The 14,757-nt window shown below is 46.3% G+C and carries 11 protein-coding genes; 4 read left to right on the plus strand and 7 right to left on the minus strand.

Features of this window, described 5'->3' with window-relative positions:
* Positions 1 to 17: 17 nt before the first annotated feature.
* Positions 18 to 218 carry a copper ion binding protein gene (locus GC093_RS02520; RefSeq protein WP_171650272.1) on the minus strand — a complete coding sequence of 67 codons (201 nt, stop codon included), beginning with the start codon at positions 216 to 218 and terminating at the stop codon, positions 18 to 20.
* 253 nt (positions 219 to 471) lie between these two features.
* On the opposite strand from GC093_RS02520, the gene GC093_RS02525 reads away from it, so the two are divergent.
* The 4 genes from GC093_RS02525 to GC093_RS02540 all read left to right on the plus strand — a co-directional run bounded on the left by GC093_RS02525 (position 472) and on the right by GC093_RS02540 (position 5,117).
* Complete coding sequence (locus GC093_RS02525; RefSeq protein WP_171650273.1) at positions 472 to 747, plus strand: hypothetical protein; 276 nt, start codon at positions 472 to 474, stop codon at positions 745 to 747.
* A gap of 135 nt (positions 748 to 882) precedes the next feature.
* Positions 883 to 1,407 carry a MarR family winged helix-turn-helix transcriptional regulator gene (locus GC093_RS02530; RefSeq protein ID WP_171650274.1) on the plus strand — a complete coding sequence of 175 codons (525 nt, stop codon included), beginning with the start codon at positions 883 to 885 and terminating at the stop codon, positions 1,405 to 1,407.
* A 19-nt stretch (positions 1,408 to 1,426) separates the two neighbouring features.
* Positions 1,427 to 3,229 carry an ABC transporter ATP-binding protein gene (locus GC093_RS02535; protein WP_171650275.1) on the plus strand — a complete coding sequence of 601 codons (1,803 nt, stop codon included), beginning with the start codon at positions 1,427 to 1,429 and terminating at the stop codon, positions 3,227 to 3,229.
* Positions 3,230 to 3,299: 70 nt separating this feature from the next.
* Positions 3,300 to 5,117 carry an ABC transporter ATP-binding protein gene (locus GC093_RS02540; protein ID WP_216624470.1) on the plus strand — a complete coding sequence of 606 codons (1,818 nt, stop codon included), beginning with the start codon at positions 3,300 to 3,302 and terminating at the stop codon, positions 5,115 to 5,117.
* A gap of 91 nt (positions 5,118 to 5,208) precedes the next feature.
* On the opposite strand, the gene yiaK is transcribed toward GC093_RS02540, so the two are convergent.
* The 6 genes from yiaK to GC093_RS02570 form a co-directional block, all read right to left on the minus strand.
* Complete coding sequence (yiaK, locus tag GC093_RS02545; RefSeq protein ID WP_171650276.1) at positions 5,209 to 6,213, minus strand: 3-dehydro-L-gulonate 2-dehydrogenase; 1,005 nt, start codon at positions 6,211 to 6,213, stop codon at positions 5,209 to 5,211.
* 17 nt (positions 6,214 to 6,230) lie between these two features.
* Positions 6,231 to 6,524, minus strand: a complete 294-nt coding sequence (locus GC093_RS02550) for a Dabb family protein (RefSeq protein ID WP_171650277.1) — start codon at positions 6,522 to 6,524, stop codon at positions 6,231 to 6,233.
* Between the two features lie 309 nt (positions 6,525 to 6,833).
* Positions 6,834 to 7,637 carry a class I SAM-dependent methyltransferase gene (locus tag GC093_RS02555; protein ID WP_171650278.1) on the minus strand — a complete coding sequence of 268 codons (804 nt, stop codon included), beginning with the start codon at positions 7,635 to 7,637 and terminating at the stop codon, positions 6,834 to 6,836.
* 172 nt (positions 7,638 to 7,809) lie between these two features.
* Positions 7,810 to 12,120, minus strand: coding sequence for an S-layer homology domain-containing protein (locus GC093_RS02560; protein ID WP_171650279.1), 4,311 nt, complete (start codon positions 12,118 to 12,120; stop codon positions 7,810 to 7,812).
* A 330-nt stretch (positions 12,121 to 12,450) separates the two neighbouring features.
* Positions 12,451 to 13,011 carry a nitroreductase family protein gene (locus tag GC093_RS02565; protein ID WP_171650280.1) on the minus strand — a complete coding sequence of 187 codons (561 nt, stop codon included), beginning with the start codon at positions 13,009 to 13,011 and terminating at the stop codon, positions 12,451 to 12,453.
* A 137-nt stretch (positions 13,012 to 13,148) separates the two neighbouring features.
* A complete protein-coding gene (locus tag GC093_RS02570) occupies positions 13,149 to 14,726 on the minus strand; it encodes an AraC family transcriptional regulator (RefSeq protein WP_171650281.1) in 1,578 nt (525 codons plus the stop codon).
* Between the last annotated feature and the right edge of the window lie 31 nt (positions 14,727 to 14,757).

Raw genomic sequence — 14,757 nt, forward strand, 5'->3', positions numbered from 1 at the left:
TTGCCGTCCGGTATCGATTAAAGAACATCATATCCTTGATCCTCAATTGTCTCTTTTACTTTATTAAGGGATACCTTTTGTTCATCAAAAGAAACTGTAACTGCTTTACTTCCCAGATCGACCTTCCCCTCTACACCGATTTTCTGAAGCGCTCCCTCTATGGAATTGACACAATGTCCACAGCTCATACCTTCTACTTGCAACGTCACGTTCGTCATCTTTCATTTCCCCTTCACTTGGTTAGTTTGTTATATGCGCCCCTAAACACTCGGCTAATTCATTACATATTTGTTTAAGGACCAATGGTTCATTTTTGCTTAAATATAGAATACCCCACTACCCTATATTTAGTCAATTGGTTTTCGATTTTTTTTGTGCACATTTTCTGAACCCACATGAAACTATTCCACACTTCATCGTGTCTAAGCCATTAGGAAGCATATATAAAATATGGGGTTAGGAGGAACTGCTATGGCTTTGTTAAAAAATAGCGAGCACAAAAAGTCGATCCAGTTGCTGCATGCTGAGCTTTGGGAGCGGCTAGAGGAACAGGATGAATGGCATGCACAAGCCTTCCTCGAGCAATCCATACAACAATGCCGGAATGATAATCATATACAGTCCGTTTGGGATGCAGCAATGGATTTTGTTAGAACCCCGTGGTTCTGGGTGTCCGTGCTGACTGGATCGTTGGCAGTCTGCCTGGCGTGCTTTGCTTTCCTGTGGGCTGCATTAAAGGTAGAGTAACTCCAACATTCCCCCTTATATTTGCTTCTGATAGCCGTATTTCAATCATTTCCATTCACAACAGTTGACGGCTTCAGAAACAAATGGTAATAATATAGTTAGTCGACTAATTAAATGAATAAGAAGGGAAGACCCATGGATACTCATACTCCAGATTCACTACATGCCGTGTTTATGCGAGTCCTAAGGACGCACCGCCATACCATGCACAGTCTGCTTCAAGATCAAGAAGTGTATCCTGGACAGCCTCCGCTCCTCTTCGCCCTTTCCAAGCAAGATGGTCAAAGCCAGAAGGAGCTTGCCGAGAGGCTGCACATAAAGCCTGCAACCATAACCGTCATGCTGAATCGCACTGAAAAAAACGGACTCGTAGAGCGTAGGCCAGATGAAAAGGACCAACGAATTTCCCGTGTTTATTTGACGGATAAAGGCAGAGAAGCTCACGAAGAAGTTCGGAATGCTTTTAAAATTATGGAAGCGCAGTGCTTTGAAAACTTTACAGATGAAGATCAGGAACTGCTTCGCAGGCTGCTGATGCAAATGTATGACAATCTCAAGAGAAATCTCGATCTAGAACAAGATCAAGAGCAAGAACAAAGACATGGACGGCGCCGCAGCGAAGATGGAAAGCCGCCCTGCCGGGGAAAGAAATGCCGATAAACGAAATGAGGTGCTCATCATGTGGAAATTAACCAAATATCTTAAGCCCTACTGGCTAGCTGTCTTGCTTGCCCCGCTTTTTATGCTTATCGAGGTCTATATGGACCTGCTTCAGCCGAAATTCATGGCCAGTATTGTTGATGTTGGCATTCAAAATGGCGACTTGGCTCACATTCAGCAAACAGGGCTGCTTATGGTAGGTACGGCTTTGATTGGCCTGATCGGTGGTATCGGCTGCACTTACTTTTCCAGTACCGCCTCCCAAAGCTTTGGAGCTGACCTGCGAAAGGAGCTATTCATTAAAGTGCAATCGTTCTCATTCCGCACGCTGGATACCTTCAAGGCCGGTTCTCTCGTCACTCGGCTAACGAATGATGTTGTACAGGTGCAGAATGTGGTCTTGATGACGCTGCGTATATTAGTCAGAGCCCCTCTCCTGGTAATCGGCAGCTTGATTATGGCTATTACAATTAGTCCATCACTAGCCTTGGTATTAGCCGGTGTCACCCCGATTCTATTAGTCGTGCTGATCACAGTTATCCGCAAAGGCTTCCCGCTATTTTCTAAGGTGCAGAAGAAGCTGGACAGTGTAAACAACGTTTTGCAGGAAAATTTGACTGGTATTCGGGTCGTCAAGGCTTTTGTCCGTGCTGATTTCGAAAATAAAAGATTCGGCAAATCCAACGAAGAATTAATGGAAATTGCTACTAAAGCCACTCGTATAGTCGTATTGATCATGCCGCTTATGATGCTAATTATGAATGCCAGCATTGCGCTCGTGCTTTGGTTCGGTGGGATGCATGTATGGAACAGCTCGATTCAAGTGGGGGATTTAATTGCATTTCTCAACTATGTGACTCAGATGCTGTTCTCTCTGCTGATGGTCAGTATGGTATTGATGAACGTATCCCGTGCCAGAGCCTCCGCTGAGCGGATGAACGAAGTGTTGGAGATGGAAACGGAAATCAGCAACAGTTCAACTGCCAAAACCAACGTTATCCACAGTGGAGAAGTTGTATTTGATAATGTTTCCTTTGCCTATCACACCGACTCTGCTGCTGATGCTAGTATTAGTGCCAATGTTGGTGCCGATGCTGAGCACAGGAACTCCAATGATACGAAGTCACTTGTTCTAAAAGGAGTCAGCTTCACGGCTCAGCCTGGCAAAACGATAGCTATTCTCGGCGCGACAGGCTCAGGCAAAACCAGCCTGGTTAACCTTATTCCAAGGCTGTACGACACTACCGCGGGACGTATACTCATTGACGGAACCGATGTGAAGGATATTGACCTGCAGCATTTGCGAACCCGCATTGGAGTCGTTCTGCAGGAAGCGATCCTATTCACCGGTACGATAAAGGAAAATATTAGCTTCGGCAAGCCCGATGCGACGCAAGAAGAAGTGGAAGCTGCCGCTATGGCTGCACAGGCCCACGACTTCATCATGGGAATGCCGGATGGCTACCAGACGGTCGTAGGACAGAGAGGCGTTAACCTCTCCGGCGGACAAAAGCAGAGAATTTCCATAGCTCGGGCCATTCTCGTGAAGCCTCCGGTGCTCATTCTGGATGACAGCACAAGCGCTGTCGACTTAGGAACGGAAGCACGGATCCAGAAGGCGCTCAAGGAGCAATCCGCGCAAACCACACGTATCGTAATAGCTCAGCTGATATCATCCGTGCTCGAAGCGGATACCATCATTGTGCTGGAGGACGGGCAAGTCGTTGCAGAAGGCAACCATGAGGAGCTATACCGGTCCAGCGCGGTGTATCAAGACATTTATAAATCACAATTAGGCGAGGAGGCTGTTGCTCATGGCTAACGATAGAGATTCAGATTCGATGAAGCATTCATCTCCCCAAGGCCATAAAGGGACTGCAGCCTCCCCTCCTATGATGATGGGCCCTGGTGGCGGCGGTCCAGGTGGGGGTATGGGTCCGGGCCGCGGAATGATGGGCAAAGTTGTCCGCGCCAAGAATACCAAAGCCACCCTGAGTAGATTGTGGCAATACTTGCGCAAACAGCGCAAAAGTCTGATCCTTGTTATAATCTTAACCTCACTCAGCACGGTATCCGCTTTGCTCGGACCCTATCTTATCGGGATTTCCATTGACAGGTATATCATCCCTAGAAACTATGATGGTTTGCTTTGGCTATGTCTAACCTTGTTTGCTATCTATGTATTTGGCGCAGCTCTCTCCTGGATCCAGTCCTATGTCATTACCGGACTTTCACAGCGTACGGTTTTTGAGCTGCGGCGCGATTTGTTCGAGCATCTACAGAAGCTGCCGCTCCCCTACTTTGACAGCAAGACACACGGCGAGCTAATGAGCCGGACGACCAACGATATCGAGAATGTGACCAACACATTGAATCAAAGCGTGACCCAGCTGTTGACCAGTGTTCTGACCCTTGTCGGCGCCATTATTATGATGCTTAGCTTGAATCTATGGCTTACACTGCTCAGCCTGCTTATTATTCCTTTGGCCATGGGTATGACAGGTCAGATCGCTAAGCGGACCCGCAGATTTTTTAGCGGACAACAGCAAAGTCTCGGTGAGCTCAATGGATTTATTGAGGAAACAGTCTCTGGACAACGGGTGGTTAAAACATTCAATCATGAGGAAAAAGCGATCGAGGACTTCCACAAGATCAATACGAAGCTGCGAGAGTCCGGAAATAAAGCGCAAATTTTGTCCGGCTTCATCGGACCTGTCATGAACGTTATTAATAATACGAGTTATGCGATGATTGCGGCCGTTGGAGCTTGGATGGCTATCCAAGGCATGACCAGCATTGGGATTATTGTGGCTTTCCTGAACTATTCCAAGCAATTCGGACGGCCTATCAATGAGCTTGCAAATCAGTTCAATATGATCCAATCCGGCATTGCCGGGGCTGAAAGAGTCTTTGAGGTAATGGATGTCAAACCCGAATTTGATGCAGCTAATGGGGGAAAAGAATTGGGACAAGTGCGGGGCGAAGTCGTGTTCGACGATGTAAGCTTCAGCTACAAAAAGGATACGCCAACCCTGAAGAATGTTTCCCTAACTGCCAAGCCAGGAGAAACCATCGCGTTAGTCGGCCCAACAGGAGCTGGAAAAACAACCATCGTCAATCTGCTTACCCGCTTCTATGATATCGATAGCGGCAGCATTACGATTGACGGCGAAGACATCCGGTCGCTGGAGAAGAATAGCCTGCGCCAGCAGCTCGGTATCGTGCTGCAGGATGCCTACCTGTTCTCCGACACGATACGGGAGAACATCCGTTACGGCCGTCTCGACGCGACGGACGAAGAGGTCGAGGTAGCGGCGAAGCTCGCTAACGCCGACAGCTTTATTCACAAGCTGCCGCAGGGCTACGATGCTCAGTTGACCGCAGAGGGCGGCAACTTGAGCCAAGGGCAGCGGCAATTGCTCACGATCGCCCGGGCCATCTTGGCCGATCCGGCGATCCTGATCCTCGACGAGGCGACGAGCTCCGTCGATACGCGCACCGAGATGCATATTCAAGAAGCGATGAACTCGCTGATGAAGGGGCGCACCAGCTTCGTGATTGCCCACCGGCTGAGCACGATCCGCGAGGCGGATCAGATTCTCGTGCTGAACGGCGGGGAAATCATAGAGCGAGGCAATCACCAAGAGCTGTTGGCTGCCAAAGGCTTCTACTACAACTTGTACACCAGCCAATTTAACCGGGCGGTGTAAATCAGTTCTCTATCAAAGACAGGAAAAAAATCATTCGGTGATCCTTCCGAATGATTTTTTGATTTCCATCAGATGTGAAATGCCTTCATAGTTACAGCTCCAGTACCTGCTGCCAGACCGACGGCTCAACGGGAATACCCTGCTCCAGATTGATCTGTCTTCTGCGCAACGTCTCCTCGCCGGGATAGCGAACGCTCCCGGAGCCAGGTACTGGCTCGGCTGCTTGCAGATCCTGCACGATCTGTTCGATGCGCTCTGCCAGTTCCTGATGTGCAGCTGGATCGCGGGTCATATCAAACGCAAGGAACACCTGAGAAATCCCCCGTTCTCCGCCCTCTTGTCCAAGATCGTAGGTGGACTTGCCGCCAGAGAGCATCACAGCGATCAGATCGAGCATGATCGACAGCCCCGAGCCTTTCCAATAGCCGATCGGCAGCGTTCGTTTCGTTTCCATAATCGCAGCTGGATCCCGCGTCAGATTGCCAGCGCTGTCATATCCACCTTCGATCGGCAGCGGCTCGCCGCGAAATATGTAAGACTGCAGCTGCCCGTAGGAGAATTGAGCCATCGCCATATCCAGTACGATGTGCCCTCCCTCGCGGGGCACAGCCAGAACGATCGGATTATTGCCAATCTTGCTTTCCACAGAACCCCACGGCGGCATGTTCGGCATTGTATTCGTCCAGCATATGCCGATACAGCCCGCTTCTGCGGCCTGCCAGCCGTAATTACCGGGTCTCATCCAATGATTCGTGTTCTTCAACGCGACAGCTCCTAGCCCATGCTCGCGGGATAGTTCAATGACTCTAGCCATAGCAGCATGAGCGTTCAAATTACCGGGGCCATATTGACCGTCCCAACGCTCCAAGGCTCCCCACGCTGTGATTCTCTCAGGCTCTGCATCGACAATCACATTCCCCTTCTTGATCTGATCAATAAAGGAGGGAAAACGATTCAATCCATGGGAGTACACACCATCCCGGCTCGCATCAGTGAACAGCCTCGCGCACAGCTCAGCCCGCTCGGGGGAAAATCCGTTCTTCAAGAGAACACGAAGCAGCTCACCCTTCATCTCATTATAGCTTACCCTATTCATCTCCAGCTTCTCCTTGCTTACCATGTATAGTCCAATACGATAACATCGGCAAAATGCTCTCTCACTAGTCCCACTGTCGACTGATGGCGTTCACTCGGTAAATACGCGTCAAGTGATGCCTGATTCGCAAAGCCGATTCGCATGCCAACTTCGAAGCCTTTGCTTTTGCCCTCTTGGGAATGATTTAAGCCGACTGAAAACTCAGTGATACCCGGAATATCCTTCAACCCCTGCAATGTGTCTACAACCTTCTGTTTATCGGCTTCCGTTGTGCCCTCGTGCAATTTGAATAAAACCAGATGCTCTACCATTAGCCATTCCCCTCACACATAATAAATTTTGATATATTTCTGCTTTGACAACGTTTTCTTACTGCTACTGCTTAATATTTTACCACAGCGCTCTTGCTATCTCATGCCAGATTTATCCCTTTCTGATGTTTGAAGAAGTAAGTCGTTCATTCGATCACGAAGCATGTTCACATTTTTAGTAAAATATTGATAAGCATCATCTTTCTTGTCAATCATGGCTTGTTATCTTTCGTCTGGAAAACACAAAAACCAGAGAGAGCAGAACTAGTTCCGTTACTTCTCTGGTTTTGTGTATGTATAGCGTTCCTATTAACTGCAAACATAGAAACCCGTATATTTAGGGTCGCGCCATACGCCTCCATGATGCCGCAGCATTCGCTCAGCTTCAACCTTTAGCCACATTCGCATTTCGGCATACAGTTTTTCATCATTGGGGATATTCAGCATACTAAGCATGGTCCCCACATAGGCCGCAATCGGATCCGAATTACGAAAGATTAAAGCATTCTGGTAGACTACCTTCTGAACGGAAGAAAAAGCAGCTTCCAAAATCTCATCTGCATTCTCAATACAAAAAGTATTAATAGGAAGGGTATCCGCCGTGCTTGCTTCCTGATAACCAAAGCTGGATAGCATTTGATTGCGAAGCTCCCTCATTCCAGACAGCGATCCTTGCGAATTCGTTGTAACTAGCACAGTCCCCTTGGAGGACAGAACTCTTTTCATTTCTTCCAACGCCATTGGAATATTCGGCACATGATACAGCATATGTCTGGCAGATACCCTCTGAAAGGCCCCCTCCTCGAAAGGGAGCTGCTGTGCATCCCCAACGAATCCCTCAATGCTGTCATCCTGTGCTTCCGCAATCATTCCTAGAGATTGATCCAAGCCCACAAGGCGACCCGTGTGACCATGGCCCTTTAAATAACGCAGAAACACACCAGGGCCGCAGCCCACGTCCAGAACCGCTTCTGAACCATCCAAATCCATTAGCTTCTGAGCCTCCGCGTCTAAGTTGATCATTCTCTCGGAGTACAATCGATGCGTATTTGCTCTTACCCTAAGGGGCTCAGAATCCTTATACTGCTCTTCAACCTTGTCCTTCTGATCCATACCAACACCTCGCTCTTCCCATTTTCTAGATTATATCCTTGGCACGTCCAAATAAAAATGGAATTTTATGATAAATCCATGTAATTTTGTTATTTCTTTCAACTAAAAAAAGACCCGCCAACTCCATTTAAGAAGCGGCGGACCTTGAGAGATGATTACATGAAGATCTGTGTTATTGAGTAAACTGAACAACAGATAGCATTCTGCTTAAGATTACGGAGCTTTGAGCACGGGTAGCTGTTGCTGTCGGATCGTATTTACCGGAAGCAACGCCTTCCACGATTTTCTTGTTAGCCATTACGGAAATAGCTTCCTTCGCCCAATTCTCAAACAGATTCTCATCTGCAAACACTACGTTCTGCCCTGCTTTGCTGCTGTCATCAAAACCGGCAAATTTCATTGCGCGATATATCATTACAGCCATTTCCTGACGGGAAATTTGTTGGTTCGGACGGAAGGTTTGATCGTCGTATCCTGAGACAATACCTACCTCCGCCGCTGCATACACTTGACCTTCAAACCAATCGCCGGAACGAATATCATTAAATATATTTTTGGACGGGGACACTGGCTTCAATCCCATAGACCGGGCAATTAGCGCCGCAAACTCAGCACGGGTAACCGCTTGATCCGGTTGGAATTCTTCCTTCGATACGCCCTGCACAATAAATTTATTGGCCATACGCTCGATTTCGTCTTTGGCCCAATGCGTTTTGACATCTGCAAACGTAATATTATTTTCCAACAGCATGTAAGTGCTGTTCGTTCTGCTATAAAGCGTAACTTCAGTACCGGATACAGTGAACGGAACCGGTTGGTAAACCGTGTTTCCTTGGCCGTCCGTCTCTACGCGAACTGCTGCTAAGTTACGACCATTTAAGGTTCCTTCCACTTTGATGGTACGAGGCACGAATTGAGTAAATGTAGAAATCTCTATGCTTTTTCCGTCCGTTGAAACAGCCTTAACCGTAAATTCAATCGCCCCAAGCACCCTTTGACCAGAAGACTTCGCTTTGTCCGCGGCACTATCATTTTTAGTAATCGTTACTTCAATATTGACATTTTCTTTGGAAACACCAAGCTTAGCTGCGAGATCCTGAAGATTAATCTGTTTCACTGGCAACTCATAGTTTCCTAATTTCGTCTCAATGGTTACCGATTTCACCTTGGCTTCCGTCGCGATCTTTTGCAATGCGCTATTATTCAAAGATACAACCATTTGATCCGCTTTGACACTAGAGTCTACAGCTAGTTTAAGCTTGCCATTGTCGGTGTTCTTCAAGGCTGTATCAATTACTTTGTCATCGACCTTAGCTTGAGCTACTGCCTTATTATCAACTGTCTTAATTTCAGAAACCAATTGTGTAGATGCGTTGGTTTTAGTACCCGGATCAGGAGTCGTTACTCCCGATGGAGATCCTCCGCCTCCACGATTGCTAGAGGAGCCGGAACTCGAACCCAGACGATTCACCATGAGTTGGTATTTTTTCTTAGTGCCATTCTCCGAAGTCACTTCAATCGCAATACTATTTTGTCCAGTTAGTAAACCTACTGTGACACCGTTGGCGCCGGATTGAACCGTCTCATTAACTTTAACGGTCGAAGTATTGACTTGCTGAGTAGCATTGATGACAAGCGTTTGAACCCGATAGGCTACAGTTAGCGCGTAATCCGTTTTATCGGCTGCAAAGGCAGGAGTCAGATCCAGGGACGTTGTGCCGTCCATTACTTTCAAGCCGCTTAGGGTTGCATCCCCTTCCTTCAAATCTGAATCAGCCAAAGCAACATCAATCTTCAAATTTCTAATAAGATTATCCTTGATGGTGTTACCCTTTACAACAATATTTTTCCCAGTTTCAATCTTTAGTCCATAGGTATTTCCAGTCACTGTGTTTCCAATTATTGTGACATTTTCAGGATCACCTGCACCTGCACCAAGCATATTTTCGTTACTATCTCCATTATGATGTGCTAGCAGGATTCCCGAGTAATTAGCTGCAGTGTTGCCTTTGATAATGTTGTCCTTAACAATGGTTCCTGGAGCATTATGGAGTTTTATACCAACTCCATCCTGAACTACATTAGTAGTGCCACCAGCTCCGCTCGTTCCGCCATACATATTATAATCTGACGTTCCGATAATCTCATTAGCTTCAATTATCGTGTCTGGAGAACCCATGTAAACCATCACGCCGTCTCGATTGTGTTTAAGCGTATTGTGGTGGATATAATTCTTCGGACCAGAAGCTGAATGATTCGTATTTGGTGGTGTCCCCCCCGTGTTACCAACCCCAATCGCTTCTTTCGGAACGTTCTCAATTAAGTTATAGCTGATTTCATTTAAATATTCATTTTCACCATGAAGATCGAGAGAGTCCAACAAAGTCCCGTTGGCATAGTTTTTTGTTATCAGGTTGTTATGTGCAAAATGCTGGACAATCACTCCATGTCGGAGATAGGGTCCAAGAAATTTATTATTTTCCACTAGGTTGAAATACACATCGATAGGTTCGCCGAAATGATCAACCTTGGTAGTGTCCCCCTGGACCGCTATCCCGTACCCCGCTCCCCCTGCGCCGACATCCGTAGCGTTTTTGAAGGTGCTGTTTCGGATTGTGATTTCTTGGCTTCGGCTGACCCTAATGCCCATACGTTGAAAATTCTCTATAGTGACATTTTCAACAACTATTTTGTTAGATCCAATACCACCACTCTGGTCGATATAGATTCCGTTTCCATATCCCCCAATCTTCGGATTTGCTGTATTTGTGTTCGTAGAATAGGCATATTTCGGTTGACCGTCAGGTCCTATTTCATTCAACTTGTCTCCAAAGATCGATTTGATAGTAAAATTGGAGATAAGCAATTCTTTCTTGGCAAAAGCTTTAATTACCCGTGAGCTACCATTGAGCTCATTGAAATAGGAGAGCAGAACCGTACCTTGTTCGCTTTCACCACGAAGATTGACGCCACTCTTGACTTGGAAGTTGGACAAAGCATCACTGCTCATCGTTGATTTAAGGTGGTAAACGCCATTAGGGAAATAGATTTCATGACCCGACAAAACGTTAGAGCTACTTATTGCATTATTAATAATCACTGAATTGTCAAAATTAGGATCATCCGGTTTAGCGCCAAAGTCCGTAACGATGTTCCATGTTTTTGTAGGATTGCGATTAGGCTCATACGGTGTGTATGGTGTTCCATCTGCATTGACTAAACCTGGAATGGTGTTACGTTCAGCCGGATGCTTCGGCGGCTCCGTATAAGGAACCGGAATAAGGATAGTACTGCCATCCGAAGCTGGCGGATAAATTTGAAATGCTGTTAAGCTGTTCCAATCCTTTGAATTCGGTGCGCTGTTTCCATTTCCAAGATATCGCACATAGCGTGCTGAAATATTTTTCCCACTCAAATTAACAAGCTCTACTTCTTCTGTTGTTCCACTGCTTTCTTGTCCCTCAAGTACAGGCGTCCAAGCTATCCCATCGTTGGAAACAAGAATATCAAAAAATGATTTTCTAACCTTCCCAGCATTGAAACCGATTCCAAGATAGCCTATTGGTTTTACGGATCCTAGATCCAACTGTATCCACTGCCGCTGATCTGCCGTATTTTGTGCAGACCAACGATAATAGCGATTATTGCCTACTACGTTCTGCGGAACATTACCGTCATCAGCACTAGCTGTTACATTTGTCGGTGGAACCGTATAGGGAAGATTGGGCCCTGGGCCTTCTACTTTTTGAAGAATCAAGGCTGGCTTTTTATTGGTAACTCCATACGTACCACCCGTATTAATATTAGAAGTATTGGCATCACTAAAAATCTGTGAATTCGCGCTAGACTCACTTTTAATCATAAAAGTCACGGCTCCAGCAGCTCCAGAGGTTTTCACGAAATTGGTTACATCTACCCGATATTCGTTATCGGCTCCGGTTGCATTAAAAGAACCGACTTTTACGGATTGAGTACCAGGGTAGTTTATTTGAAATGTATCACCCGAAGAGTTCAAAGTTACCGGTGCATTTCTCCAGGCAATCAAATTGGAATATGTAGCTTGAGTTACATCATATCCATTCGTCGTTGCTGTTTTTTCGGAGAACCAGTTATTATACGTCACTCCTATGACAGAGAACTCAAGATTATCTGAAGCGGTATTTGGCTTTCCTTTAATACTCAATAATATTTTGTTTGCTTCGGTTACTTTACTTAGGTCAGGCAAATCAAACTTAAAGTACGCGAGTCGCGACGTGTCAGTTGCCGTTTTGATATTATAAATCCCATTCCCGCTGCCTTTAGAGTTACTCGGCAGGTTAAGAGTCTGATTTGCTTGCTCAATCACAGCATTTGCACTCACACCGTATTTAGCTAACTCGGTGGTTGTTTCTGCATGCACCTGCAATGGTGCAAAAATCAATACCATTTGCAGAACAAGCAGCGCACTCAAAAATAAACTTACTGTTTTCTTAATTTTGTTCACTAGATTTTTACCCTCCCTCATCATTTTCATAAATTCAAAAATTGTACCAACTAGATACTATGTAAGCGATTTCAGGTATCGAGCCCCCTTTTACAAATAGCCAGACCTAAAGCTAACTATAGAACATTATTTTTAGTAAGAATTGTTGTTTTTCTATTAACAATTGTGTTTTTATTGGCTTATTTCAAAAAAAAGGAGGCAAGCATATAACTGAAAAAAAACTAAAAAGACCCTTTACAACAAGGGCAGTCCTGCCTCTTATTTAAAGGATCCTCTTTTGAAGCAATCAATCACAACCAACGCGCCGAATAACTCGTTTGTTCTTCTAATCTACTCAATAATGGTCAGCAGCCGGTCGGCAGGAGTTCTCTCCTGCGCTGAAGGGATACTAGCTGGATAGCCAATGTGCAGGCTGCCTACTACTTTCTCTCCAGGCCCGATGCCTAGAGCTTCACGGAAGGCAGGATCATGCATAAGCGGGTAGCTCTCCCACACCATTCCGACTCCGCGCTCCCAAGCGAGCAGGCTGAAGTTGTGGATCAAGCAGCTCGTTGAAGCATAATCCTCCTCACGCACCACAACGTGAGGGTTTTCTTTCATTACGACAACCAGAAACATCGGTACCGACATCAGCTTATCGTAAAATTTCTGCCCTGCTTCCTTACGTTTCTCCGGGTCGCGCTCACGCTTCTCGTTGAGAGCACGACTCACCTCAGCAATCTTCTTGCGTCCATCCCCATGCAGTAGGATAAATCGCCAAGGCTCCGTCATTTTGTGGTTAGGTACCCAAACAGCTGTATCCAATAGCTCCATAACCAATTCAACAGGTACAGGACGCTGCTCAAAACGATGCACAGAACGTCTTTCCTTAATCAATTGGGCCAATCCCATATGAAATCCCCTCATTTGCCGAATTAGTTTGATAATCATTCTCAACAATCTTAATCGTACAGCAATTCGACAAAGGGTGAATAGATATTCCTATTTACGGCTTGGATTTTTCCACAGCTATGCTTCCCTGATGGCACCTAGCTTCTGTATTGCATGAAATGATGAACCGTTTGATCAACAAGACTCTCGTGTACTGCCGCATTATACAATAGTGGATCACCATGTCGGATAAACAGGCAGTGCTTCTTGTTCCGCCCTTTCCTTAGCTGCCCCCAGCGGTATTCCAGCTGTGTACAATACGCCTCTGACTCCAGCTTATCCACTAGGAACAGGACATTGTCACAATCCAACGCAGCAATTTCGGTTAAAGAGGTGGCGTCCATCGTATCGATATGCCTCGTAAGATCGGGCGGTGTCACCTGCAGATCATCATAAAACAAGTCCTTCATCTTGCGCCTTTTCATACCAAATACACGAAACTGTTCCTCATAGGCTCGAACCAGCAAAACCGGCTCATCTCCCAAATGATTGCGTATATGGAAGCGTGCATTTTCCACCTTCATGTCAAAATAGGATAACCACCGCTCTGCGACACTGGTTACTCCGAGATGCATACTGATTTCGAGCAGCCTCTCCTTCCAAGACATTCGCTTCCAATACAACATGACGACAGGTGCAATTTCAGATAATGTCTGATGCAACTCCTCGGATATCGGGGAGGTCAGAATAAGCTCTGGTTGACATCTTTTAAGCTGCATAATTGCTTTATCAGGCGATTCAGACCACCCCCTCTTTAAAGCTACCTGCGAGGTAATCCCAAGTACGGACAGATCGCCATGGAATACAGGGGAGAGGCTGGCGACCTTCTTCTGTGCACAGGCTGCGAACTCCGTCGGTGCCATACCCATATGCTTTTTAAACAACCGGCTAAAGTAGTATTCATCTGCATACCCTATGGAATGTGCCACATCTATGATAGGTTCCCGTGTATTGGCCAGCAACCTTAAGGATGCGTCCAGCCTGACTTTGGTAATGAATTTATTGGGGCTGAGCCCTGTATGTCTGCGAAATGCTTGATAAAAGCGACTCGAGCTAGAACCTGACAGACGCGCAAGCTCCTCAATATCCATGTCGCGGTGATACTGCTCAAGCATGTACTGCCGGGTCTGCTCTACATAGCCCTTCAAGCCTTCCTCCAGCTCCTTCGGCTTCTGTACCAAAGTCATGAATGCGGCGGCCATTGCATAGAGGTGGGATTGAAGTTGATATACAAGCGCCGGTTCTCCCTTCCCGCAATCACTCATAAAATCTTGTATCCAGCTGCGAACCTGAGGCATCCGGAAGCTATAAAGCTGGAATTCCTCTATCAGCAGCAGCGGTTGAGTGCGAATGTGAGGCCTATTCTGGCTAGAGGAGTGCTGGAAAGGCAAACAATGGAACCGTATAATAAGGAGCGGAGCTGCGCGCTCAGCTTCATTATGTATCGCATAGTCACACTCAGGAGGAATTAGAAAGAATTCTCCGCTCAGAACCTTGCTCGTTTTGCATTTATTTTTACTGTATAATGTCACCGTTACGTTTTCTTGAAGCACAAAACCGAAGCGGTGTTCATCCCTTCTGTTGACCCGCAAGTCACTTCGCTCGGTTACATGGATCTCTTCGGTCCCTAAGTATTCCAATGAAAAATAGCGATTGGGATCTGGCTTAAAAGACATAAAAACACATCCTTAAAGGTAGAGGTAGTTG

This window comes from Paenibacillus foliorum (assembly GCF_013141765.1).
GTDB lineage: Bacteria > Bacillota > Bacilli > Paenibacillales > NBRC-103111 > Paenibacillus_S > Paenibacillus_S foliorum.